Raw genomic sequence first — 22,874 nt, forward strand, 5'->3', positions numbered from 1 at the left:
CGCCCACACCGTGTTTACCCCCACAACAGATCCCATAGCTGGCAGCGTTGCCATCTCGGCTCTGGTCGCTCTCGTGCCATTGCTGACATTTTTCATCCTCCTTGCGGTTATTAAAACCAAGGCCCACGTGGCGGGTCTCGGCTCGTTGGCCGTCGCAATCCTGGTTGCCATCTTCGGTTGGCATATGCCGGTGGGCATGGCGCTGAACTCCGGCGTCATGGGCATGGTGTTCGGTGCCTTCCCGATCGTCTGGATCGTCGTCATGGCGATCTTCCTCTACCAGGTCACTGTGGTCTCAGGGCGCTTCGACGACCTGCGCCGCGTCTTCGACGTAATTGGCGGCGGCGATGTCCGCATCCAGGCAGTGCTGATCGCCTTCTGCTTCGGCGGCCTGCTTGAAGCGCTGGCCGGATTCGGCGCCCCCGTGGCCATCACCGCCACCATGCTGCTGGCCCTGGGCCTGTCCCCGCTGCGCGCCGCCTGCGCCGTGCTGATCGCCAACACCGCCCCGGTCGCCTTCGGCGCCGTGGCCATCCCGATCACCACCGCCGGTGCGCTGACCGGCATCCCGTCAGCCGAGATCGGCGCCGTGGTGGGCCACCAGTCGCCAATCCTGGCACTGTTCGTTCCTTCCATCCTGGTTCTGGTCATCGACGGCTGGCGCGGCATGCGCCAGACCCTGCCGGCCACCTTGTTCATCGGTTTCTCCTTCGCCGTGGCCCAGTGGCTGTGCGCCACCTACTTCTCCTACGAGCTGACCGACATCGTCGCCTCGCTGGTCGGCCTGGCCGCCGCCGTGATCCTGCTTCGCTTCTGGACCCCTAAGGGCGCCGGCGAGGCCCGCGGCCGCATCCTGACCGCCGAGGCCGCCGCGCTGCCGATCGAGCACGGCAAGAAGCTGAACCCTTCCAACACCTGGATGGCGCTGTTCCCCTACCTGCTGGTCATCCTGATCTTCGGCGTGGCCAAGCTCTGGAAGCTGGGCGTGGACATTCCCGCATGGCTTGCCAGCACCGACATTAAGTTCGGCTGGCCGGGACTGCATGGAGCTGTGGTCAACGCCAACGGCGAGGCAGTGTCCTCCACCATCTACAACTTCTCCTGGCTGTCCTCCCCGGGCACCCTGCTGCTGATCACCGGCACCATCGTGGCGCTGGTCTACTCGATGAACGACGGCGGCGGCAAGTACAAGATGACCTTCGGCCGCGGCATGGCCGAAGTCTGGCACACCGTCTACAACATGCGCTACGCCGCGCTGACCATCCTGTCGGTGCTGGGCCTGGCCTACGTGATGAACCTGTCCGGCCAGACCATCACCGTGGGCACCTGGCTTGCCGGCACCGGAGCGTTCTTCGCCTTCCTGTCGCCAATCCTGGGCTGGATCGGCACCGCGGTGACCGGTTCGGACACCTCGGCCAACGCGCTGTTCGCCAAGCTACAGCAGACCGCCGGCATGAACGCCGGCATCGATCCGACCCTGCTGGTGGCCGCTAATACTTCCGGCGGCGTGGTCGGCAAGCTGATCTCCCCGCAGAACCTGGCCATCGCCGCCACCGCGGTGAAGATGGAAGGCCAGGAGTCGGTCATCCTGAAGAAGGTTGCCGGCTGGTCCGTGGGCATGCTGATGGTGCTGTGCGTGCTGGTTTACCTGCAGTCCACCCCGGTCCTCTCCTGGATGCTGCCGTAGCCCGAATCCGGGCTAAAATTGGGTCTAGATGTCAGTAAATCCAGCTCCACGTGCCTACCAAGTAGTTCTCACCGCAATTGAGAACGACCTGCGGTCAGGAGTCCTCACACTGGGGGACCAACTCCCCGGTGAGAGGGCCCTGGCCGAGCAGCACGGTATCTCCCGCGCTTCGGTGCGCGACGCGATCCGCATCCTCGACGTGATGGGGATCGTGCGGACCTCTACCGGTTCGGGCCCGAACTCCGGCGCGGTGATCATTTCCGAGCCGTCGGCCGGGATCTCCCAGGCGCTGCGACTGCACGTGGCGGCCAAGGGGATCAATGTGCGCGAGATCGTGGAATCACGCATCCTGCTGGAAACCTGGGCCGCGCAGATGCACCCGCGGGACACCGTGTACGCGCAGCAGGTCCTGGACCGCACCGCCGTGCTGATCATGCGCATGGACGACCCGCAGCTTTCGCGCGACGAGTTCCACCGCATCGATGCGGAGTTCCACGTGCTGCTGGCTTCCACGGCAGGCAATGCGGTGGTCGAATCCATGATGGAGTCGCTGCGCAACTCGATCAGCGACTACGTGGCCGCGTCGATCCCGGATGACGAGTCCTGGCAGCCGATCGTGCGCACGCTGCGCCGCCAGCACAAGGCGATCCACCACGCGTTCGCCACGGACCAGCGCGAGCGCGCGGCCCAGCTGCTCGAAGAACACATCAACTGGTTCTACTCGCAAACCCGATAGCAAGACCAAAGCCGAGGCCTTCGATCCAAGAATGGATTGAAGGCCTCGGCTTTTTGCGTCTGCATGTCACTGGGCAAGACTAGGAATCAGTCGGCCAATGGTTCCGACACCCAATGGGGATGCTCACCGAAGCTCAGTTCGCAGTTGCGGCAGGAATACCTCGGCACCGGAGGGTTCGGAATGGCGCAGCCGCCAACGACGTATTCCTCTTCATCAGGCGGGAAGGCCGGCATACCCCAGAAATATTCCTTCGGATTCCGGGCTCCGCAGCCCGGGCAGGCAACGAGCATTCTCTGGAGATGCTTGAGCGTGGGTGCGTGCATCAGCCGGTGGCAATCGGCGCATAGCAACGCTGCGTCATCAACATGGTCCTGGATGTCCCAATGCAGATCGACATGACGATCGCGGAAGAAGTGAACCGTACTCCTGCCCTTGATATTAGTCTGGCAGCCGTCGCAGTAGTCGGTTTCTGAATCATGTCGCTGCGCGAGGGCCAAGGCATGCACCGTGGCTGTAGCTTCCGACTCGCTATCGACCCCGCAGGCTCCCGCATCGAGGTACAACGGGCGCGGATTTTCAACGAGCCCGGTCAACGCGTTGAGAACGCGCTCCGCGAGCTGGGGATTGAGCGCCTGCGAAGATCGAGGCAGCCCGGAATCGCACAGCTGTTCGAGGTCCAGCAACGAAATCGGCTGGGCGAATGTTGCCTCACGGCGGACATCGTAGGTTCGCCCTTCTAATGATTTCACAGTTTCCAATGCCATAACCAACGGCGGCGTCGTGGCAAGGACGGTAAGTACCATGGTGCCTGCCGAAATTTCTTCCCCGATATTCCAGACGCGTTGATCCATCCTGGACACATCGAGGTAGGCTGCGGCACCGATCGCGTCAGGCTCCCAGCAGAAGTACAACTTCTTTTCGGATCCCAGCGTGAAGGGCATCTCGGCACCGATTTCGTTGCGCTGGCGGTTCAGCAGCGCGTTTGGTGGGAAATGGGGCCTAAGCTGTTCCTCGAATGGCTCATGCTGGTGAATCATGTCGATTAGTTTCTGACGAGTCATATCCATGCAGGCCCAAGCCTGCTCGGGTGACGTCAACTGGCCGTAGCGGGAAATCAGTTGTGTGCGGTCGAAAGAGCGGTAGTCGGTCATTAGGTCAGGACTCCCCGGTGCGATGAGCTAATTGTTGACTAGAATCTATCCGGTTCTTCCGACAAATTGGCGACCAACTACCAGATGATCAGCGGAAGCTTGCTGAATCCACTGCCGGGGAAGTGGGCGCGGACCGGCGGATCGTTCTCGATGGACACCAGCCGGTGGACGCGCAAGATCAGTTCTTCGATCAATACCCGCAGTTCCAGCCGTGCCAGGGGCGCACCGGGGCAGTTGTGGATCCCTGCCCCGTAAAGCGAGTTCAGGCTGGGATGCCGGTCGAGGAGGATGTCGTCGGGATCTCCGAAAGCGCTTTCGTCGCGGTTGGCCGACGCCCCCATGGTGCTCACACGTTTGCCGGCAGGAATACGTACCCTAGAAATCTCTACATCCTTTATAGCGACCAGCCGGTCGGAAACTAGCGGTGCAGGGGAGCACAGTATCCGTCGGAAACGGCATCGACCAGGCGTGAAGCAGACTCGCAGGGATGCCGAGTCTGGTCGTAATTGTGGTTAGTTCGCTTACTGTCCAATTGCTCAGCAGGCTGACCAGTTCCTTCATCGGTCATCTTGCGGTCGTAGACCCACTCATTCATCAGACAGGTGGTCAGATCCGTTGACGCGTTTCCCCAGCACAGCACCAGTCCCTCAGCGGGATGTAGCCGCCGATCTCGATGGCGTTTTGCTTCATGGCCGTGCGGTTCTGCTCTCCGGTCGCAACACTGCCGAGACGCCTCGGGATCCTTGGGTCCCACTGGACAATTTTCGGCGCAGACATGGCAGCTTCTTCCGGTCCTTAGCCTTCGCAGTCAGCCTATGAGTGCCACGCCGTGGAAACAAGGCTCTGTGTAAAGCATGGCGTCGCCCGTGAAGCGGGCAACGCCATGCTGATCAGCTAGTTGTTGGAAACCAGCGAGATCTTTGTGCTCACCGGCACCGGATTGGCGAACAGATCCAGAACCGGGCAGTGGGCGTCGACTGCCTGGCGCAATTCGTCGTAGCGCTCAGCGGTTTCCGGGCCGGTGATCTGCACATCGAGATCCACCGAGGTGAAGCCGGGGCGGATCGACTTGTCGATGCCGAACAGGCCGCGCACGTCCAGGTTTCCGTTGGCCACGATCTTCACGTCGTCGACCTGGATGTTCAGCTGCTCTGCATAAAGACGGTAGACAACGACCTGGCAGGAGATCAATGCGCCCAGCGCGTATTCGACCGGGCTCGCTGCCAGATCGTCGCCGCCCAGAGCAGCTGGCTCGTCGACGGTAAAGGTGTGTTGGCCCGAAACGATGTTGCTGGCCACCGAGCCGAAGCCCTCGCCCTGAACGGTGAAGGTCAGTTTGGCGCTGTCCGGAGCAGCGGAGATGCGTTCTCCCCAGCCGGTGCCGGCCTGCTGTAGGCGGGCTGAACGATCTTCGGCAACGGAAAGGGTGGAAGCTGCGGTAGACATGAGGAAATAATCCCCTTTCTGGCGCAAAGGGGCGCCATCGCTTACGAACCTGTCTTTCAGATCCGTCGAATCATCACCTGGAGCACCCCGCACAATGACGCGAATAGGGTTGCCGTCCAACCAGCCAGGGCTTGTGTGATTGGAACTCGTGATTCAGTAGTTACTTTTCTACCGGGTTTCTTCGTGGTTGGTAAATAGCTTTCTTCATGTTTCGTCACAGGAAGAACTGTCCATTGCGTCGATAGAATTGATCACGAACTCCGCGCAGTTACGGCGCGGCCTCCTACCCGAGAAGTTGTGAGCATGGAATACCAGCTGACCCCCGTCGCCGCTCAAACCCTGGTCACCGAAGGCGAGTACAGCCAAGGGTGGCTGATGGCCAATTCCGGGCAGGTGACCATTTCAGACCGTCGGCAGATGCCCGGTCGTTCGATCGTTTCCGGCTGGGTTCTCCGGGCCTTCGTCGTGGTCCAGCTTTCCATCGAGGGCACGAGCATCAGCTTCAGCAGCCGTTGCGATGCGCATCCGGAAGAATATTCCTGCGCGGATGTCGCAGCGTTGCTCGTGGAAGCAACCCAGATCGGCAGCGGCGGCTTCGCAGTTTCGGATGTAGTCAGGACAGAAGACACCTGGAAAGCTCCGCAGGCCCCGCAATGGGAACGGACCCTGAAGCGGCTGCTTCCGCAGGTGCCTGCCGGTGCTGAGCACGAAAACGACCTTGAAGAGGAACCACTGGGACTGATCCTCAAAGTCATCCCCGCCACTCGATTTGGCCGGCCGACCTTGAACCTCAACGCGCGTCCGGCCCGCAGGGGAACCCGCAGCCCCTGGGTCCAGACCGGAGTATCTTGGCGTAAGCTGCCATTTGACGACAGGTTCGCCAAGGAGCAGCGCCGCGCCGCCAACGAATTGGTCATGCTCAACGAACGATCCCAGCATGACCAATATGGCCATGTCTGGGATGCGACCGACTGGATCATCCTGAACAACTTGCCCGGAAAAGACCTGCGCGAAGCCTTCGACCTGATCCATGAAACCGGAATTCACATTGTCAACGGCAACGCCAGCAACCGCAGCGAGGTGTCTTTTGCGGATCTTTCCGGTTCAGCCTTTCTCGACTTGCGGCGAAACGACAGCGGCCTGACCATTGAAGGCATTTTCCGCGGTCCGAACGGCGAAACGGATAACGTCTTGGCATTGGGCAACCCGCCGTCCATGATTGCCTTTGCCGACAAACCGCTGGACAAGGCGAAAAATCTTTCACTGGCACCGCTGGAAGACGCGGTAGGGCCGGAGCTGAGGGATCTCATCAGCGCCGGCGCAATGATGGTTCCGACCAAAGACATCGAGGACTTCGAAAGTGGGTACCTGAACTCCCTTCGGCAGGTGGCACCGGTGCGCAGCGAAGATGCCAGCTACAGGGTTCCCCAGCCGGCACGCCCGGTGCTCCAGCTTCAGCTGACTGAAACTGGCACTGGTTTGACCATGAGCTTTGCGTGGAAATATCCGCCCAAATCGCCACGCCAGAAGTCGGTTGAACGCGAGATCATCAGCTCGGTGAACGACAAGCTCGGCGGGGACCAACCACTGGGCCAGACGACCAAGAACGGTGTCTTCCCAGAACAAGAACTCTCCAAGAGCCAAGCCATTGAATTCGTCATGTACCTCCTTCCGTTGCTTGAGGAACACCCGGATATCCTCATCACCGGCCACGAGCAGTTGCCGAGCTATTCACTGAATTCCGAACCGGCCACGGTGAGCATCGAAGCGGGGGAGAGCACCGGAGACTGGTTCGATCTGGCCGTCGAGGTGTCCATCAACGGGCTGAAGGTGCCGTTCGCCGAACTGCTTTCCGCACTGACCATGGGGGACGAGTATCTGGTCCTTGAGGACATGACGGTGATTCCGATTGACGGACCGGAATTCCACCAGCTGCGCCAGCTGGTCCAGGAAGCCGGGGAACTGGGCACCGTGTCCGGCAACAGCATCCGAATCCACCGCTTGAGCATCGACTGGTGGCAGGAATTGGTGGACTTGGGCATCATCGAAGCCCAGGAAAACCAGTGGTTCCAGACCATGTCTGAACTGACCAATGGCGCGCAGCTGGAGAAGATCGACCTCCCCGACTCGTTCACGGCGCAACTGCGACCGTACCAGGAGCAAGGCGCCGCCTGGCTGAACTTCCTGCGCACGCATTCGCTGGGCGGGGTGCTGGCGGACGACATGGGCCTGGGTAAGACCGTCCAGCTGCTGGCAGGCCTCGAACAGGCCCGCACCGAGAACCCGGAGCAGAAGTTCCTGGTGATCGCTCCGACCTCTGTTGTTGGCAACTGGGTTAACGAAGCGCATCGTTTCACCCCGCAGATGCGGGTCCAGTCCATCACCTCCACGGCCAAAAAGGCAGGGAAGAGCATTGTCGAGCAAATCGGCGATGCCCAACTGGTGGTCACCAGCTACGCCATTTTCCGGTTGTCATTCGAAGAATTCGAGGAGGCAGGGTTCTCCGTGCTGATTCTCGATGAGGCGCAGCAGCTGAAGAACCACACGTCCAAGGGATACAAGCAGACGCGCCAGCTGTCGGTTCCGTGCAAGCTGGTGGTGACCGGTACCCCGATGGAGAATAACCTGATGGAGCTGTGGGCCCTGGTCTCGCTGGCTGCGCCCGGTCTGCTTGGCGGCCAGAAGGCATTCAAGGACAACTACCAGAAGCAGATTTCCGACGGCGACTCGGAACGGCTGGAACGGCTGAAGAAGAGGTTGCGCCCGTTTGTGCTGCGCCGTACCAAGGAACAGGTAGTCCCGGAGCTTCCCGCCAAGACCGAGCAAGTACTGGAAGTCGAGCTGGAACCGGCGCACCGCAAGGCCTATGACCGCCGTTTCCAGCGGGTGCGCCAGGAAGTGCTGGGACTGGTGGATGACGTGGATTCCAACCGGTTCAAGATCCTGCAGTCATTGACCCTGCTCCGGCAACTGGCGCTTGACCCTTCCCTGGTTGATGAGGGAAATGCTCCCAGCGCCAAGTTGGAGATGTTGCGCGAGCTCATGGCGGACGCAGTCGCCGAGGGGCACAAGATCTTGGTCTTCAGCCAGTTCACCAGCTTCTTGGGCAAGGCGAAAGACATTGCGGTGGAACTCGGAATCGACCACGGTTACCTGGACGGCGCGACCAGCGGTCCCAAGCGCAAGGACATGATTGACGGGTTCACCGACGGGCAATTCCCGGTCTTCTTCATATCGCTGAAGTCCGGCGGCTTCGGCATCAATCTGACCACCGCCGACTACTGCATCTTGCTGGATCCCTGGTGGAACCCGGCGGCCGAAGCGCAGGCCATCGACCGTGCGCACCGCATCGGCCAGACCAAGCCGGTGTACGTCTACAGGCTGGTTGCCAAGGACACCATCGAATCCAAGGTGCTGGCCCTGCAGGCAAAAAAGACAGCACTATTCAACGACGTACTGGGCGAGCAGACGGATGCGGCACAGTCCTCGGTGCTGAGCGCGGATGACTTCCTGGCTTTGATGCAGTAGGTCGTTTTGCTGCTGTACAGCGAAAGGCGGATTTCTGATCAAAAAATTTGATCAGAAATCCGCCTTTCGCGTGTTCAGGGTCCGGAGCGCCTACACGATGTCGTCAAAGGTCGAGTTGAGCCGGTGCATGAGAATGCCGAATTCTTCCAGATCGTCGTGGTTCCAGTCGCTGAGGTGGTTTCGTAATTGCTGGCGCAGCATGTCGCCACTGGAACTCCATTTCTCGCGGGCCTCATCGGTGGCGGAGACCAGCTGAGCCCGGCCGTCCCGCGGATCCGGAACCCGGGAGACCAGCCCGATGGACTGCAGGTGCTGCACTAACCGCGACACTGTGGCCTTGTCGAGGCGGAGCTTTTCGGCGAGCACACCCTGCTGCTGGGCGTCTTCGCGGATGACGACTGCGAGAAGCCGGTAACCCTGGTCCTGGAGTTCAGGATGGATGATTTTGGCGCGGCGAACCAGCATCTGGCGCGCACGAAACAACAGGGCGGTGAATTCGTCTTCCACCTTTTGCATCAGCTGTTCTTCTTGCATGTTTTCTATTCTAAGATTTTTTGCGGTTCCATGACGTGATTGGGCACAATTCGCTCAAAGAACTAATCGCGCGCCATTCGTAAATTGCATTCGGCCGATTCTGTTTTTTCGCCAATTGCCGGGTTTTCCACGGAGCCATTGAGGCCCAGAACTCCGACCAGGCTGAAAAACCGTCCGTCATCACGGCCGCATGTCACGGGGAATCGATCCGCAGGTTGAACATAGCCTATGAATGACGACAGGGAGATCTAATCATCATGTTCCACACGCAACTGGCGGTCGACGGCGGTCAAACCGAAATAAAACTCAGGATTATCGACAAGGGCTACGTCGCGGAACGTCGCCTGCCTGGGGTCCAGACGCATCTGCCGGTACTGCCGCAGTTGGCGGCCGCTATCGGGCACGCAGCAAGTATCCGCGGTACCGGATTCGACGTCGTTTCCATCGGCACCACCGGGCTGACCAAGGCCGAGCATGACGCCGGGGCGCTCAGGGCGATGCTGCAGCCAGGCGTGGCCTCGGGTCTCAACCTTGCCCATGACTCAGTTTCCAGTTATCTGGGCGCGCTGGGAGACCGGCCCGGGGCGGTCGTTGCCGCCGGAACCGGCGTGGTCACCCTCGCCGTCGGAACCAACAACACGGCCCGCGTGGACGGCTGGGGCAACATCATGGGGGATGCCGGCAGCGCCTACTGGATGGGGCAGCAGGCATTATCCGCGGTGATGCGCGCGCACGATGGCCGCGGACCGCAGACAGCGTTGACCGGCCCGGTCCAAGAACGTTGGCCGGAGCTAGAAGAAGCCTACATCCAGCTCCAGGCCGCGCCCGACAAGATCGCCGTGGTGGCCTCCTTCGGGAAGGAAGTCTCCCGCTACGCCCAGACCGATCCGGTCGCTGCCCTGATCTGCGATCTCGCGGGCAAAGAGCTGGCCCATTCGGCGGCCGCCGCATTGCGCCGGACAGGCCAAGCCGATGCCTCGCAGGCAAGTGTTGCCTGCCTCGGAGGAGTATTCGCCGGTGCCCGGGTACGCTCGGCCTTCACGGCAGAGCTGGCCTCGCTGGTTCCCGGAGCGCGGCTGGTCGAACCGGCCGGCAACGGGCTGGACGGCATCCGGCTGATGGGCGGGCTGACGGCGAACCATCCGCTGAGATCCATGATTTCTTCTGTTTGAACCATCCAGAGGGCTTGGAGGTGACACCGCTAATATGTGCATCGCCTAATTAGGTGACAAGATAGGTTCAGAACTATTTGCGCACCAAAGGAGTCATTGTGAGTTACCGTGTCGGTCCAGCAGACCAGTTGCCAGAAGGCGAAGCGTTGCTGGTAGAGGCAAAAGACAGTGGAGCCATCGAGGACATCGCGGTGTTCCACGCCGAAGACGGTAACTTCTATGCGCTGCAGGACGAATGCACCCACGAAGTCGCGTCGCTCTCCGAAGGCTGGATCGACGGCTGCGAAGTAGAGTGCCCGTTGCACTCCTCCAGCTTCGACCTGCGCACCGGCAAGGTGCTGTGCATGCCAGCCACCAAGGACGCCCGCACCTATAAGGTCAATGTGGTGGACGGCAATCTGGAGCTCGACATCTAGATGTCCTCCGTACACATCATCGGGGCAGGAGTCGCCGGCTACACCCTGGCCCGTGAACTGGTCAGCCGGAACTATGCGGGAACCATCAGCATCAGCGATACGCAGGGGCTTCCCTACGACCGACCGCCGTTGAGCAAGGCCCTGCAAGTCGAGCCCTTCGCGCCGGTCTCCTGGTACCGCGAGAACCGTATCAACCTGGTCCAGGAAGAAATCACGGAACTGCAGGTGCCGACGGCCGAGGACGACTGGGTAGTCTTGGCCACTGGCACCATCCCGCGCACCCTGGACGTGCCCGGCGCGGAATTCGCGCGCAGCCTGCACACCGCGGCCGACGCCCAGCATCTGGCCCGCGAGCTGGAAGACGGGATGTTCGGCCAGCGTGTGCTGGTCATCGGGGCAGGCCTGGTCGGCGCCGAATTCGCCTCCACCGCCCGGATGTTCGGTGCCCAGATCACTCTGGTCTCCAGCTCCAACGCCCCGCTGGCGCACGTGCTGGGCGAGGATCTGGCCGAGCAGCTGCATGCGGAGCACCAGTCCCACGGCGTCACCACGATCACCGGCACGGTGACCGAGCTGGGCCCCGGCTACGCTATCGTCTCCGGCGAGCGCCACGACGCGGACATCATTGTCTCGGCCATCGGCGTCGAAGCGGATACCGCGCTCGCCGAACGCTCAGGCCTGGACGTGGAGAACGGAATCCTGGTCGATGCCGGACAGCGCTCGACAAGCCATCGGCAGGTGCTGGCCCTGGGCGACGCGGCCCGCGAAGCAGGGCGCCCCCGTGCGGTGCACTGGGAAGCAGCGATGGAGGACGCGGCCATTGCCGCCTCCACCATTCTCGGCACCCCGGCGCCCGGCCGGTCGGTCCCGTGGTTCTGGTCCGACCGCCACGATGCCCACGTGGAAACCGTGGGGGACTTCTCCAAGGTTGCCAGCGTCGTGAAGCGGTACAGCCGCCGCGGCAAGATCCAGACGGTATTCGGCCTGGACGAATCCGGCACGCTGGTGGCGGCCTCCATGATCGATGGGGGACTGATGTCCAAGGCAGTGCGCAAGCTGATCACCCGCGGCATCACCCCCGGCATTGAACAGCTTGAGGACCCGCAGATCGGTCCCCGCGAGTTAGGACGACCCGCCCCATGAGCCCTGGAGCCCCGGGAAGCATCCCTGCCGCATTGCAGGTTCCCACCCGGCGCGTAGGCGCCGCCTGGATCACTGCCCTGGTGATCGTGCATATCGGCATCAACGTCGGTTTCTTCGCGCCCATCCAGGTGCTGCTGGGACTGCATGCCCAGCAGCTGGATGCCAGCCAGAAGAATGCGATCCTCTCGCTGGTCACCGGCGTGGGCGCGGCCGTCTCGCTGGTGGCCAATCCGCTGTTCGGAGCGCTGAGCGACCGCAGCACCTCGAAGTTCGGCCGGCGCATCCCATGGGTCTTCTTCGGCACGCTCGCCGGCGCGCTCTCGCTGTTGCTGATGTCCACGGCCCAGACGGTGAGCCTGCTGGTGCTTGGCTGGGCGCTGATGCAGGCGGCCGGCAATGCCGCGCTGGCCGCGATCTTCGCTGCCATTCCGGACAAGGTCCCGGTGGAGCAGCGCGGCATGGTGGGCGGCCTGGTGGCGCTGGGCCAGACCTGCGGTTCGCTGATCGGCGCGGTCATCGGCATGTATGCCGCGCAGGATCTGGTCTTCGGCTATGCCATCGTCGCGGTGGCAGTGGCGCTGTGCTCCATCCCGTACGTCATGATGCGCCAGGATGTTCCGCTGCCCAAGGGTGCGCTGCCGGCGCTGAAAGCGGGCGAATTCCTCAAGAGCTTCTGGATCAACCCGGTCAAGCACAAGGACTTCGGCTGGGCGTGGCTGACCCGTTTCATGCTGTATCTCGGCTGCCAGTTGTGCCTGGTGTACCTTTTGTTCTTCCTGCAGGACCAGCTGGGCCATCCGGACCCGGCCCAGGGCGTGCTGGTGCTGACCGCTATCTACGCATTCTGCGTGATCTTCTCCTCGGTGATCTCCGGAAAGATCTCCGACCGCGACGGCAAGCGAAAGAAATTCGTGATCATTTCCTCGGTCATCGTGGCCCTTGCCGCCGGGGTGCTGGCCTTCGCCTCCAACTTCACGACCGCCGTCATCGCCGCGGTGCTGCTGGGCATTGGGTTCGGCGCCTACCTGGCCGTCGACTTCGCTCTGCTGACCCAGGTGCTGCCGCACGCCGATTCGCGCGGCAAGGACCTGGGCATGATCAACATTGCCAACTCGCTGCCGCAGGTGGTTGCACCGCTGGTGGCCTGGCTGTCGGTGACCTGGTTCGGCGGCTACCCGACCCTGTTCCTCATTTCGGCCGTGATCAGCCTGGTCGGCGCAGCGCTGGTCCGCCAGATCAAGAGCGTTCCGTAAGCATGTCCGAAACCATCTCATGGCTCACCAACGACGCACCATTTGCCATCACCTTCGTATTCTTCTTCTGCCTGGCGTTCGCCCGCGGGAATGCCACCTATTGGGTCGGTCGCGGCATCGCCAAGGGCGTGGAGCATACGAGGTTTGAGCGGCACCTGCATGGTCGGGCCTACCAGCGCGCCCAGCGCTTCATCGCCCGGTGGGGCATGCTGGCGGTTCCACTGAGCTTCCTGACGGTGGGCATCCAGTCCGCGGTGAATACGTCGGCAGGCGTCAGCCGGATGCCAGTGCGCCGTTACCTGCCGGCGGTGGCGGTGGGCGCCATGGCCTGGGCGCTGCTCTACACCACGATCGGCTTGGCGGTATTCTATGCGTGGTTGGCCCTGGACTGGCCGTGGCTCGTCGGCGGGGCGCTGGTGATCGCGCTGGCCGCCGTAGTCATTCTCCGGATGCGCAAGCGCCGCATAGCGCACGACGCCCCGGACAATATCCCGCCGCAGTAACGCCGGCAGCGGCCCTCCGTAAGATCAATGGAAGCACCACGACTCATTGAAAGCAGGTGTGCAAACGATGCTCAATGGAACCAACGCCTCGGGCGGCCCCACGGCGCAGCTTGATGAACTAGACCGCAAGCTGCTGGAGCTGCTCTCCAAGAACTCCCGGCGGACGAATAATTCGCTGGCCGAAGAGCTGGGCATCGCTGCATCGACGTGCCTGGCACGGCTCAACGCCCTGCGCGATTCCGGAGTGATTTCCCGGTTCACCATCGAGGTGGACCCGCAGGTGCTCGGCAGGGAGCTCGAAGCCCTGATCTTCGTGCGCATCCGCCCGGGAGCCCGCCACCTGATGGCGAATTTCGCCACGCAGATGCGCGACAAACCCGGGGTGCGCCAGCTTTTCTTCCTGGGCGGCGCTGACGACTTCGTGCTGCACGTGGCCGTGCGCAACTCGTCAGATGTACGCCAGTTCGTACTGGACAACTTGTCAGCCAATCCAGCCGTGGCGACCACGCAGACGTCGCTGGTCTTCGAGCACAGCCATGGTACCGGCGAGTTCTAGCGGATCCAAGCGGCGGAACCGAGTGACAATTACGCGTCGATTCGATACCCCAATTCAGTAATTCGAATAAATCTGCTAAACTTGTTGTTCCTCTGTACAGGAGAATGAAGCGTCCGGGAAGTTTGAATTGAACACAGCTCCTAGCTGGGATCGCGGGCTGCGGAATCCTCAACTTGAAGACAAAGGGGGTCGAGAAGACAATGAACGTGGAAACCACAATGCTCACTGCCCTGGTCACCCTGGCGGTGCTGGCAATCGTAACGGTCGTCATGGTGCGCAAATACAACCGCAACCATCACGCGGAAATTCGTCAGGGTCTGCTCAAGCAGGCGCATGACTACGACATCGCATCACCCGATGACATGACGAACAATGAATTGACGGTGCAGATCCGCGCGGCCAAGCGCGCGCGCAAGCATCGGAACATCAAAACCGCATAGCGGCTTCGGATTACGATCCGAATGAAAAGCGGAGGCAGGATCCTGCCTCCGCTTTTTTGCGCCCTGTCCGTTAACGCCGAAACAAATGCCCTCGGCACCAACGAATCCGCGCACGCGGGGATGCCCGAGCTACCTCGTTGTCGCTGGTCACCCACCAGACAGCGGGGGATCGGCCGCGGGAAAATTGCCCTCTTGGCAAGCCGGTGAAGCAGGTGTACTGTTTTCCATTCGTAAGGCTTTTCTACAACATGTAGACGGCAGGCACTACGAATTCGGATTCTATGAGCAAACTCCAGCGAAAGCACCGTTTTCATGTTTCCGGATCAACCGTGGTGGCGCGGCCGGCCCGCACGGTGGCTACGGGATTCGCCATCACGATCCTGACCGGCGGGTTGCTTCTCGCGTCCCCTCTTTCCTCTTCCACCGGGCAGTGGACGCCTTTCATCGATGCGCTGTTCACCGCAACTTCAGCAGTCTGCGTCACGGGCCTCGCGGTGCTCGATACCGCGACGCACTTCAGCGTTTTCGGGAAAATCGTGATCATCGCCTTGATCCAGGCCGGCGGTCTGGGCATCATGCTCGTCGCGTCCCTGTTCTCGCTGAGCATCTTGGGAAAACTCAGCCTGCGCGCAAAAATCACTGCGCAGACCGAGGCCAAGGCCGTCGAAGGCCCAAACGTGAAGAACGCCGCCCTGTCGATCGTGAAGGTGACGTTCACGATCGAGGGCATCATCGCGGTGCTGCTGGCTGCCCGATTCATCCTCGGGTACGGCTATTCGTTCGGGGAAGGTCTGGCCTACGGAGGGTTCCACGCGATCTCCGCTTTCAACAATGCAGGATTCGCACTCTTTTCCGACAACTTGGTGGGGTTCGCATCCGACCCGTGGATCTGCATTCCTATTGCCGCGGCGATCATCCTCGGCGGCCTGGGATTCCCCGTCATCCTGCAGATCCGCCGATACGCGCGGAACAGGCTGAAATGGTCCATGAATACGAAGATCGTTCTGGTAGGCACCGTTGCCTTGCTGCTGTTGGGCACCGTATTCATCACCGCCATGGAGTGGGCCAACCCGGACACATTGGGGCCCATGTCCGTCCAGGACAAGCTGCTGGCAGGATTCTTCCAATCCGTGCAGACGCGTACCGCAGGGTTCAACTCGATCAATATCGGGGACATGCATTCGGCCACCTGGCTGGGCATGGATCTGCTCATGTTCATCGGCGCTGGCCCGGCAGGCACCGGTGGCGGCATCAAGATCACGACCTTCGCGGTCCTGTTCTTCATCATCCTCACCGAACTTCGCGGGGAAGCCGCAGTGAACATCTTCGGCAAGCGGCTGTCCCGCTCGGTGCACCGCCAAGCGATCACGGTGGCGCTCGTCGCGGTGGCCGCGGTCTTCACCGGAACTATGGCGTTGCTGGTGATCACCGAATTCACCCTGGATGAATGCCTGTTCGAAGCGACCTCGGCGTTCGCCACGGTGGGGCTGTCGACCGGCATCACCCCCGAGCTGCCCGCGACCGGCGAAGCGGTGCTGATCGCGCTGATGTACCTGGGACGCGTCGGCGTCCTGTCGCTCGGATCGGCGCTTGCCCTGCGCGACAAGAAAGCAGTATTCGAACTTCCTAAGGAAAGGCCAGCAATTGGTTAACTTCTCCGGCGGCCGCGGTGCGGCCAAGAAAATTGCCCATGCAAATTCCGTCGCAGTCATCGGCTTGGGACGTTTCGGAGCTTCGCTGGCTCTGGAGCTGATGAGCTCGGGAACCAGCGTGCTGGGAATCGACCTGGACGAAGATATCGTCCAGTCCCTCAACGGGGAACTCACCCAAGTGGTCCGGGCCGACGCCACCAAGCGCGAAGCTCTTGAACAGCTCTCGCTCAACGAATTCGACAGGGTTGTGGTGGCCATCGGAAACCACCTCCAGGCGTCGATCCTCACCTGTTCAAAGCTGTTGAGCATGGACATTCCCCATGTCTGGGCCAAGGCGCTGGATGACCAGCACGGCCTGATTCTCGAACAGCTCGGCGTGCACCACATCATCTACCCGGAGAAGGACATGGGCCGAAGGGTAGCCCACCTGGTGCGCGGATCGATGATGGACTACCTCGAAATCGATCGTGGATTCGCCATGGTGAAAATGACGACGCCGAAGGTGCTGCAGGGGCTGAAACTCGGCGACAGCAACCTGCGCAAGCACTACGGGGTAACAGTGGCGGCCCGCACCAATGACGAGGGCCGCTGGCAGCATGCCGATGCCCAGACGGTGCTCAAGCCCGGTGACCGCATCCTGGTGCTCGGCCCGATTTCGGATACCGAAGCCTTCGGCCAGCTGCCCGATTGAACGGGTTCCCACAGGCGGCTGAACGCCGCCCGGAGGCCCACCCAGGTGTGACGTAGGCGCGTTTAACGCTGAAATCATGCCGTTTGCATCACAGGGGCATGTGTGTTTGTGAACAAATAGACAAGTATTTAACAGGTAGCGAAAATTCGTGGGGTTTACTGGAAGTACGGTGTTTGAATTTACTTAGGAGAGCGGTTATCGATGGGCACGATCCCACTTGGCGAAGATATTCTGTTGGCACGACATGGCTCGAACATTGTCAAGCTCCGCCAGGACCGCAAGCACCGTTCGACCGTCGCCTACCTGCGTGGCGGAGAGATCGACACCGCATCGAACATCCTGATGGCGGCACCGGCAGTAGCCCCTGCCATCTCCCAGACTGCATCGGCGCAGGCCCAGTCCGCAACGGAGAAGCCTGCAACCCCGGCGGCAAGCATCAGCGCCGGCGCAGCCCGGTACCTGAACAACGAAAGCGCCATCAGCCGTGACGAGGTCCGCTCGCTGGCCAAGATCTCGTTGGGCTTCAGCGCGATCATGGGCACCGTCTTCGGCGGCCTGCTGCTGGCCCTGTACAAGGTCGGCGGCCCCGAAGCCTTTGACTCCATCGCGACGATGACCACGATGCAGTAATCGGATAACTTTCACCGTGCGAAGCGGGGTCCCTTTGGGGCCCCGCTTCTGCCATTAACGTGCAGATTTCACCCATTGCGGGTCAGTCATTGTCCAGCCCTTGTCAAGTCTCGTATTTCAGCGAATCAGGGCATAGGATTGCCGCAACGCGAGGGATGGGAGTGCACCATGCGCTTTGTTTTGGAAGTCAACTTCGACACCGAGAACATGCAGCTGAAGCCGTTGGAGGAGCTGCAGAAGATTCTGCGTGACTGGTCCACCAAGATCACCATGTATCCGCTCGTTCCCGGAGCCCAGGAAGACGTCTTCGACTCCGACAACGAGGAAGTCGGGGAGTGGGCGATCCTGGACGACTAGTCCCGGCGCTTGGAGAATCTTCCGATCACATAGCCTGCCGCCAGCGTGATGAGCAGGATCGCCCACAACGGAGCGGCGGTGTGGAACAGGAAGAATTCGACGCGCACGATATTCAGGTTCTGCAAGATGAACACCAAGGCCACGATGACCAGCGCCACCGAGGTCCACTGCTTGCCGGTGATACGTGCCAGCCATGACTTCTTCTGCGGCCCGTCGGCGTCGTGGGCTTGAGTCATTTTTTGCTCCCTGCCGCCAGGAGGCCTGCGACCATGGCCTGCAGGCCGCGCTGGAACGAGTCGTCGCTGGTGTTCCGCCCGGTGGCACGCTGATCGGACACTGCTTGGGTGAAGTTCGGGGTGGCATCCTTGTGGTCCCGCGCGTCGAAGATGTCGTGCGGGGCGGCGGTATCCATGGCCGAGCCGAAAATGAATGATTCCAGCGCCACGATGGTGGGGATGATTGCCTCGTCCTTCAACCCGTAGTCGCGCAAAGCCTCGGCGACCCGTTCATACATCTTCAAGGTGCGCGGGGAATCGGACACCGGGAGCACCGCAATGACCGGAACCAGGGGAATGTGCTGGGCGAAGACATTCCGGTAGCTCGTGGCCCATTCAACCAGCGCCTCGGAGATCTCCAGGGTGTCGAAGACCGAGGTGTCCACGTCGGTCATCACCAGTTCCTGGACCCACTGCAGCAGGTCGTGCTTAGAGGACACGTGGTTGTACAGGGCCGAGGCGGCAACGCCCAGGGATTTGGCCAGGCGCTGCATCGTCAGGGCCTCGTAGCCGTCTGCAGAAGCCAGCTCCAGCGCGTGGCTGGTGATGCGTTCCCGGGTGAGCACGGCTCTGCGCGGTCTGCCCGCACGGCGAGGCGCCTCTTCGCTCATTGATGATCCCCTAGCTGACGTGGGTTACTTCACAAGATCGTGTTCGTACCCTATGCTATAGGAAAGATAAATGAACTGAATTCATTTTATTGTTCTAGGAGAGCAGTCATGAAACATCTCGAACGCGATGTCGTTGTCATTGGTGCAGGTCCTTCCGGCCTGACCGCCGCCTACGAGCTGGTCAAGGCCGGTAAGTCCGTAGCGGTGCTCGAAGCACGCGACCGCGTGGGCGGCCGCACCTGGACCGACACCATGGACGGCGCCACCATCGAGATCGGCGGCCAGTGGATCAGCCCGGACCAGACCGGCCTGTACTCGCTGATCGAGGAACTGGGCATCGAGACCTTCGAGCGCTACAAGCAGGGCAAGAGCGTCTACCGCACCGAGGCCGGCGAAGCCATCATCTACGAAGGCGAGGACTTCCCGGTCGGCGAAGCCACCGTGGCCGAGATGAACAAGCTCATCTCGATCATGAACGAGCTGGCCGCCGGCATGAACCCGGACAAGCCGTGGGAGCACCCGCAGGCCGAGGAGCTGGACAAGATCTCCTTCCACCACTTCCTGCGCGAGAACTCCTCCGACGAGGTGGCGTGCAACAACATCGGCCTGTTCATCGCAGGCGGCATGCTGACCAAGCCGGCCCACACCTTCTCCGCGCTGCAGGCAGTGCTCATGGCCTCCTCCGCAGGCTCCTTCGACAACCTGGTCGACGAAGACTTCATCCTGGACCGCCGCATGAAGACCTCCATGCAGGGCGTGTCCATCGCCGTGGCCGGCCGTCTGCCGGAAGACACCCTGTTCCTGGAGAACCCGGTGCTCAAGCTCGAATGGTCCGAAGACGGCGTGGTGGCCCACGGTGCCGACGTCACCGTTAAGGCCCAGAAGGCCGTGCTGGCAGTTCCGCCGAACCTGTACAACCGCATCAGCTACTTCCCGCCGCTGCCTCGCTGGCAGCACGTCACCCACCAGCACCAGTCCATGGGCCTGGTCATCAAGGTGCACGCGGTCTATGACACCCCGTTCTGGCGTGAAGAGGGCCTGTCCGGCACCTGCTTCGGCCCGAACCACCTGGTCCAGGAAATCTACGACAACACCTTCGACGGCGAATCCACCGGCACCCTCGTCGGCTTCATTTCGGATCTGGAAGCCGACAAGATCTGGGCCATGGACACCGACGCCGAGCGCAAGGAAGCCATCCTGAAGGCCATGGCCGAGTTCCTGGGCGAGAAGACCCTGGATCCGAAGGTCTTCTACCTCTCCGACTTCGGCTCCGAAGAGTGGACCCGTGGCGCCTACGCCACCAGCTACGATTTGGGCGGCCTGTACCGCTTCGGCCCGAGCCAGAACGAGAACGTCGGCCCGATCTACTTCTCCTCCTCGGACCTGGCCGGCGAAGGCTACCAGCACGTTGACGGCGCAGTACGCATGGGCCGCCGCAACGCGGCCCGCATTCTCGCGGAACTCGACGGAACCTCCTACGACGAGTCCTACGACGGCGTGGCTACCCTGACCGCTCCGGCCGACTCGAAGATCACCGTCTAAGACGATGAAACTGCTCGTAGGTTACACCGCCGACGAACGCGGCGCGGAGGCCATTGAGTTGGCCAGCGCAGTGGTGGCCGGAACGAAGGATGCATTCGTGCAGATTGCCATCGTTCTTCCGGCCGCCGCACCCTTTACCGCCGTCTACCCGGGCGGAGACCATGGTTATGAAACCATTCTCTCCGCCCAGGTGGACCGGTGGGCCGCCGAAGCACTGGCGCTGGTTCCCGAGGGAATCGGCGCCAGCGTTGTGGCGCGCTCCGTGTCGTCCATCGCTGAAGGGCTGATCGAACTCGGCGAAGAGTTCGAAGTCCACGGAATCGTGCTCGGAGGGCGCAAGCGCCATCTGGGCGGCTTCTTCATGCCCGGGGCCATCGCCAACGCCCTGCTGCACTCCTCGCCGCTGCCGGTCTTCATGACCTCACCGGCCTCTCTGGAGAACCTGCGCGAAGCAGGCGGGCAGATCACCCGGCTGACCGCGTTCGTCGGAGACCGCCCCGGGGCCGAGGAGATCATCTCCCTGGCCGCCCGCGTCGCCAACGCGCGCAATATCAAGCTGCGTGTGGCAAATTTCGTGGCCCACGCCGACGTGTCCGAAGGCTCCGCCGGAATCGACGACCACGTGCGCGGGATCCGCGAATACCTCGATGAACTGGTGAAGGAACTGGGCATCGAAGCGAGCGTCGAGGTCATCGCCAGCGGCAGCATCGACACCGCGATCAACGAGCTGTCCTGGCAGCCCGGAGATCTGGCCCTGCTCGGCTCGGCCCGCCTGGCGGCGCATCGCCGCCTGTTCATCGGCCCGAAGGCGCATCGCATCCTCGGCCACCTCAACGTCCCCATGGGCGTCATTCCCCACTTGCCATCAACACGGTAGAAAGCCGATCAAAAATTCGTATCCCTTGGATCCTCTCCAAAACGCACTCACCGTCGACCGCCCTGCCGCATACCTGACACAGCGTCCAGGGCGGCGCGCACTGCCGCGGCTCAACGGTGAGCACACTCCCAAAGGTTTTTGACAATGTCACAAGAAATGAGGCGGGATAGCCTTCCCGAAACGAACGATTCGGGACTTCATGAAAAAGGTCTGTCCAAGGGCACCGTCGGTGTCCTGGGCCTGATCGTTATCGGCATCTCCTGCATTGCCCCGGCGTACACCTTGACCGCCGGGCTCGGCGCGACCGTCGCCGAGGTGGGCACCAGCCTTCCGGCCATCCTGATCGCCGGCTTCATCCCCATGCTTCTCGTAGCCCTCGGCTACCGGGAACTGAACAACGCCATGCCCGACTCGGGCACCTCCTTCACCTGGGCGACCCGGGCCTTCGGGCCCATGATCGGCTGGATGGGCGGCTGGGGCCTGATCGCCGCCACGGTGATCGTGCTCTCCAACCTGGCCGCGGTGGCGGTGGACTTCTTCTACATCCTCATCGCACAGCTCACCGGCCAGGAATGGATCGCGGCGCTGACCAAGAACCTGTGGATCAACATCCCCACCACGCTGGTGTTCATCGCCATCGCCGCCTACATCTCCTACCGGGGCATGAATGCGACCAAGGTCTTCCAGTACGTGCTGGTGGGCTTCCAGGTGGGTGTGCTGCTGCTGTTCGCCATCATGGCGTTCACCTCGGATACTCCCTACGATCCGACCCAGATCACCTGGGACATGTTCAACCCGGCGGGCGTGGAATCCTTCACCGCCTTCGCCGCCGGCATCTCGCTGTCCATCTTCGTGTTCTGGGGCTGGGACGTCACCCTGACCATGAACGAGGAAACCACCGACCCCAACAAGGTCCCGGGCCGCGGCGCCACCTGGACGGTGCTGATCATCATAGCGCTGTACCTGGCCGTCGCCACCGCCGTGCTGTACTTTGCCGGCGTCGGAACCACCGGACTGGGCGCCGGCAACCCGGACAACCAGGAATCCATCTTCGCGGTGCTGGCCGGACCGGTCATGGGCCCGCTGGCCATCTTGATGTCGCTGGCCATCATGTCCTCCTCTGCGGCGTCGCTGCAGTCGACAATGGTCTCCCCGGCGCGCACCATCCTGGCCATGGGCTACTACAAGGCGCTGCCAAGCAGCTTCGCCAAGATCTCCCCGCGCTACATGTCGCCGTCGGTGGCCACCGTGGTCTCGGCGGCAGCCGCCGCGGCGTTCTACGTCGTCACCCGCCTGCTGTCGGAAAACGCCCTGTGGGACACCATCACCGCCCTCGGCCTGATGATCTGCTTCTACTACGGCCTGACCGCGCTGGCCTGCGTCTGGTACTTCCGCAGCGAGCTGTTCTCCAACGCCCGGAACTTCTTCTTCAAGTTCCTGGCTCCACTGGTGGGCGGTGTCATCCTGCTGGTGATGTTCTTTGTCACCGCGGTCGACTCGATGAACCCGGAGTACGGTTCGGGCTCGGAGATCGGCGGCATCGGCATGGTCTTCATCCTCGGTGTCGGCGTGCTGCTGCTGGGCGTGTTGGTCATGCTCTACAGCCGCATCCGCCACCCGGCGTTCTTCAAGGGCGAGACAATCAAGACCGGCAAGAACCTGACCCTCTGAGAA

Annotated in this window: 23 protein-coding genes and 1 riboswitch; of the genes, 17 read left to right on the plus strand and 6 right to left on the minus strand. The window is 61.9% G+C overall.

Going from position 1 to position 22,874, the window contains the following annotated elements; translation table 11 throughout:
- Positions 1–10 precede the first annotated feature (10 nt).
- Both RF641_RS06340 and RF641_RS06345 read left to right on the plus strand, forming a co-directional pair.
- The gene (locus tag RF641_RS06340; protein WP_113606981.1) at positions 11–1,687 is read left to right on the plus strand and encodes an L-lactate permease; all 1,677 of its coding nucleotides are present in this window, start codon (positions 11–13) and stop codon (positions 1,685–1,687) included.
- 28 nt (positions 1,688–1,715) lie between these two features.
- Complete coding sequence (locus tag RF641_RS06345) at positions 1,716–2,423, plus strand: FadR/GntR family transcriptional regulator (RefSeq protein WP_047120081.1); 708 nt, start codon at positions 1,716–1,718, stop codon at positions 2,421–2,423.
- 86 nt (positions 2,424–2,509) lie between these two features.
- Here RF641_RS06345 and RF641_RS06350 read toward each other — a convergent pair whose 3' ends face one another.
- The 3 genes from RF641_RS06350 to RF641_RS06360 all read right to left on the minus strand — a co-directional run bounded on the left by RF641_RS06350 (position 2,510) and on the right by RF641_RS06360 (position 5,020).
- Positions 2,510–3,574, minus strand: a complete 1,065-nt coding sequence (locus RF641_RS06350) for a hypothetical protein (protein WP_424572800.1) — start codon at positions 3,572–3,574, stop codon at positions 2,510–2,512.
- Between the two features lie 77 nt (positions 3,575–3,651).
- Positions 3,652–4,059, minus strand: a complete 408-nt coding sequence (locus RF641_RS06355) for a cytochrome P450 (RefSeq protein WP_113606979.1) — start codon at positions 4,057–4,059, stop codon at positions 3,652–3,654.
- Positions 4,060–4,468: 409 nt separating this feature from the next.
- Positions 4,469–5,020: an OsmC family protein gene (locus tag RF641_RS06360; RefSeq protein WP_113606978.1), complete on the minus strand. Its 552-nt coding sequence runs from the start codon at positions 5,018–5,020 to the stop codon at positions 4,469–4,471.
- Between the two features lie 32 nt (positions 5,021–5,052).
- Positions 5,053–5,174, minus strand: a riboswitch (SAM riboswitch).
- Between the two features lie 149 nt (positions 5,175–5,323).
- On the opposite strand from RF641_RS06360, the gene RF641_RS06365 reads away from it, so the two are divergent.
- A complete protein-coding gene (locus RF641_RS06365) occupies positions 5,324–8,548 on the plus strand; it encodes a DEAD/DEAH box helicase (protein ID WP_424572801.1) in 3,225 nt (1,074 codons plus the stop codon).
- Positions 8,549–8,638: 90 nt separating this feature from the next.
- On the opposite strand, the gene RF641_RS06370 is transcribed toward RF641_RS06365, so the two are convergent.
- Positions 8,639–9,082, minus strand: coding sequence for a MarR family winged helix-turn-helix transcriptional regulator (locus tag RF641_RS06370; RefSeq protein WP_047120079.1), 444 nt, complete (start codon positions 9,080–9,082; stop codon positions 8,639–8,641).
- A gap of 257 nt (positions 9,083–9,339) precedes the next feature.
- Here RF641_RS06370 and RF641_RS06375 point away from each other — a divergent pair, with 257 nt between their 5' ends.
- The 11 genes from RF641_RS06375 (at position 9,340) to RF641_RS06425 (ending at position 17,895) form a co-directional block, all read left to right on the plus strand.
- On the plus strand, positions 9,340–10,254 hold the full coding sequence (locus tag RF641_RS06375) for an N-acetylglucosamine kinase (protein ID WP_047120078.1): 915 nt from the start codon (positions 9,340–9,342) through the stop codon (positions 10,252–10,254).
- 98 nt (positions 10,255–10,352) lie between these two features.
- The gene (locus RF641_RS06380; RefSeq protein WP_047120077.1) at positions 10,353–10,670 is read left to right on the plus strand and encodes a bifunctional 3-phenylpropionate/cinnamic acid dioxygenase ferredoxin subunit; all 318 of its coding nucleotides are present in this window, start codon (positions 10,353–10,355) and stop codon (positions 10,668–10,670) included.
- Positions 10,671–11,813: an NAD(P)/FAD-dependent oxidoreductase gene (locus tag RF641_RS06385; protein ID WP_424572802.1), complete on the plus strand. Its 1,143-nt coding sequence runs from the start codon at positions 10,671–10,673 to the stop codon at positions 11,811–11,813.
- Positions 11,810–13,066, plus strand: coding sequence for an MFS transporter (locus tag RF641_RS06390; RefSeq protein ID WP_113606975.1), 1,257 nt, complete (start codon positions 11,810–11,812; stop codon positions 13,064–13,066). The genes RF641_RS06385 and RF641_RS06390 overlap by 4 nt, the downstream gene beginning before the upstream one ends.
- 2 nt (positions 13,067–13,068) lie before the next feature.
- A complete protein-coding gene (locus tag RF641_RS06395) occupies positions 13,069–13,569 on the plus strand; it encodes a DedA family protein (RefSeq protein ID WP_113606974.1) in 501 nt (166 codons plus the stop codon).
- 67 nt (positions 13,570–13,636) lie between these two features.
- Entirely contained in the window at positions 13,637–14,125 is a 489-nt protein-coding gene (locus tag RF641_RS06400) for an Lrp/AsnC family transcriptional regulator (RefSeq protein WP_047120075.1), read from the plus strand.
- A gap of 200 nt (positions 14,126–14,325) precedes the next feature.
- Positions 14,326–14,565 (plus strand): hypothetical protein, encoded by a 240-nt coding sequence (locus RF641_RS06405; RefSeq protein WP_047120074.1) that lies wholly within the window; start codon positions 14,326–14,328, stop codon positions 14,563–14,565.
- A 281-nt stretch (positions 14,566–14,846) separates the two neighbouring features.
- Positions 14,847–16,217, plus strand: coding sequence for a TrkH family potassium uptake protein (locus tag RF641_RS06410; RefSeq protein WP_113606973.1), 1,371 nt, complete (start codon positions 14,847–14,849; stop codon positions 16,215–16,217).
- Positions 16,210–16,908, plus strand: a complete 699-nt coding sequence (locus RF641_RS06415) for a potassium channel family protein (protein ID WP_244910840.1) — start codon at positions 16,210–16,212, stop codon at positions 16,906–16,908. Before RF641_RS06410 ends, RF641_RS06415 begins: the two co-directional genes overlap by 8 nt.
- A gap of 201 nt (positions 16,909–17,109) precedes the next feature.
- Complete coding sequence (locus RF641_RS06420) at positions 17,110–17,538, plus strand: hypothetical protein (protein ID WP_113606972.1); 429 nt, start codon at positions 17,110–17,112, stop codon at positions 17,536–17,538.
- A 168-nt stretch (positions 17,539–17,706) separates the two neighbouring features.
- Positions 17,707–17,895 carry a hypothetical protein gene (locus RF641_RS06425; RefSeq protein WP_047120071.1) on the plus strand — a complete coding sequence of 63 codons (189 nt, stop codon included), beginning with the start codon at positions 17,707–17,709 and terminating at the stop codon, positions 17,893–17,895.
- Here RF641_RS06425 and RF641_RS06430 read toward each other — a convergent pair.
- On the minus strand, positions 17,892–18,131 hold the full coding sequence (locus RF641_RS06430; RefSeq protein WP_047120070.1) for a hypothetical protein: 240 nt from the start codon (positions 18,129–18,131) through the stop codon (positions 17,892–17,894). The two genes, RF641_RS06425 and RF641_RS06430, sit on opposite strands and share 4 nt — an antisense overlap.
- Entirely contained in the window at positions 18,128–18,781 is a 654-nt protein-coding gene (locus RF641_RS06435; RefSeq protein ID WP_082344834.1) for a TetR/AcrR family transcriptional regulator, read from the minus strand. The genes RF641_RS06430 and RF641_RS06435 overlap by 4 nt, the downstream gene beginning before the upstream one ends.
- Positions 18,782–18,889: 108 nt before the next feature.
- Here RF641_RS06435 and RF641_RS06440 point away from each other — a divergent pair, with 108 nt between their 5' ends.
- From RF641_RS06440 to RF641_RS06450, 3 genes are all read left to right on the plus strand, one after another.
- Positions 18,890–20,323 (plus strand): flavin monoamine oxidase family protein, encoded by a 1,434-nt coding sequence (locus RF641_RS06440; protein ID WP_113606970.1) that lies wholly within the window; start codon positions 18,890–18,892, stop codon positions 20,321–20,323.
- Between the two features lie 4 nt (positions 20,324–20,327).
- On the plus strand, positions 20,328–21,200 hold the full coding sequence (locus RF641_RS06445; protein WP_047120068.1) for a universal stress protein: 873 nt from the start codon (positions 20,328–20,330) through the stop codon (positions 21,198–21,200).
- Between the two features lie 156 nt (positions 21,201–21,356).
- The gene (locus RF641_RS06450; RefSeq protein ID WP_244910839.1) at positions 21,357–22,871 is read left to right on the plus strand and encodes an APC family permease; all 1,515 of its coding nucleotides are present in this window, start codon (positions 21,357–21,359) and stop codon (positions 22,869–22,871) included.
- Positions 22,872–22,874: the final 3 nt, after the last annotated feature.

It is taken from the genome of Arthrobacter sp. 'calajunan' (assembly GCF_046940185.1).
In the GTDB taxonomy this organism is placed as follows: Bacteria; Actinomycetota; Actinomycetes; order Actinomycetales; family Micrococcaceae; genus Glutamicibacter; species Glutamicibacter soli.

Excerpts from the sequence above, each read along its gene's own strand:
- RF641_RS06365 (WP_424572801.1), top strand. The coding sequence starts at position 5,324 with ATGGAATACCAGCTGACCCCCGTCGCCGCTCAAACCCTGGTCACCGAA.
- RF641_RS06425 (WP_047120071.1), top strand. The coding sequence starts at position 17,707 with ATGCGCTTTGTTTTGGAAGTCAACTTCGACACCGAGAACATGCAGCTG.
- RF641_RS06400 (WP_047120075.1), top strand. The coding sequence starts at position 13,637 with ATGCTCAATGGAACCAACGCCTCGGGCGGCCCCACGGCGCAGCTTGAT.
- RF641_RS06390 (WP_113606975.1), top strand. The coding sequence starts at position 11,810 with ATGAGCCCTGGAGCCCCGGGAAGCATCCCTGCCGCATTGCAGGTTCCC.
- RF641_RS06440 (WP_113606970.1), top strand. The coding sequence starts at position 18,890 with ATGAAACATCTCGAACGCGATGTCGTTGTCATTGGTGCAGGTCCTTCC.
- RF641_RS06345 (WP_047120081.1), top strand. The coding sequence starts at position 1,716 with ATGTCAGTAAATCCAGCTCCACGTGCCTACCAAGTAGTTCTCACCGCA.
- RF641_RS06410 (WP_113606973.1), top strand. The coding sequence starts at position 14,847 with ATGAGCAAACTCCAGCGAAAGCACCGTTTTCATGTTTCCGGATCAACC.
- RF641_RS06445 (WP_047120068.1), top strand. The coding sequence starts at position 20,328 with ATGAAACTGCTCGTAGGTTACACCGCCGACGAACGCGGCGCGGAGGCC.
- RF641_RS06395 (WP_113606974.1), top strand. The coding sequence starts at position 13,069 with ATGTCCGAAACCATCTCATGGCTCACCAACGACGCACCATTTGCCATC.
- RF641_RS06385 (WP_424572802.1), top strand. The coding sequence starts at position 10,671 with ATGTCCTCCGTACACATCATCGGGGCAGGAGTCGCCGGCTACACCCTG.
- RF641_RS06370 (WP_047120079.1), bottom strand. The coding sequence starts at position 9,082 with ATGCAAGAAGAACAGCTGATGCAAAAGGTGGAAGACGAATTCACCGCC.
- RF641_RS06375 (WP_047120078.1), top strand. The coding sequence starts at position 9,340 with ATGTTCCACACGCAACTGGCGGTCGACGGCGGTCAAACCGAAATAAAA.
- RF641_RS06430 (WP_047120070.1), bottom strand. The coding sequence starts at position 18,131 with ATGACTCAAGCCCACGACGCCGACGGGCCGCAGAAGAAGTCATGGCTG.
- RF641_RS06350 (WP_424572800.1), bottom strand. The coding sequence starts at position 3,574 with ATGACCGACTACCGCTCTTTCGACCGCACACAACTGATTTCCCGCTAC.
- RF641_RS06405 (WP_047120074.1), top strand. The coding sequence starts at position 14,326 with ATGAACGTGGAAACCACAATGCTCACTGCCCTGGTCACCCTGGCGGTG.
- RF641_RS06435 (WP_082344834.1), bottom strand. The coding sequence starts at position 18,781 with ATGAGCGAAGAGGCGCCTCGCCGTGCGGGCAGACCGCGCAGAGCCGTG.
- RF641_RS06420 (WP_113606972.1), top strand. The coding sequence starts at position 17,110 with ATGGGCACGATCCCACTTGGCGAAGATATTCTGTTGGCACGACATGGC.
- RF641_RS06360 (WP_113606978.1), bottom strand. The coding sequence starts at position 5,020 with ATGTCTACCGCAGCTTCCACCCTTTCCGTTGCCGAAGATCGTTCAGCC.
- RF641_RS06450 (WP_244910839.1), top strand. The coding sequence starts at position 21,357 with ATGAGGCGGGATAGCCTTCCCGAAACGAACGATTCGGGACTTCATGAA.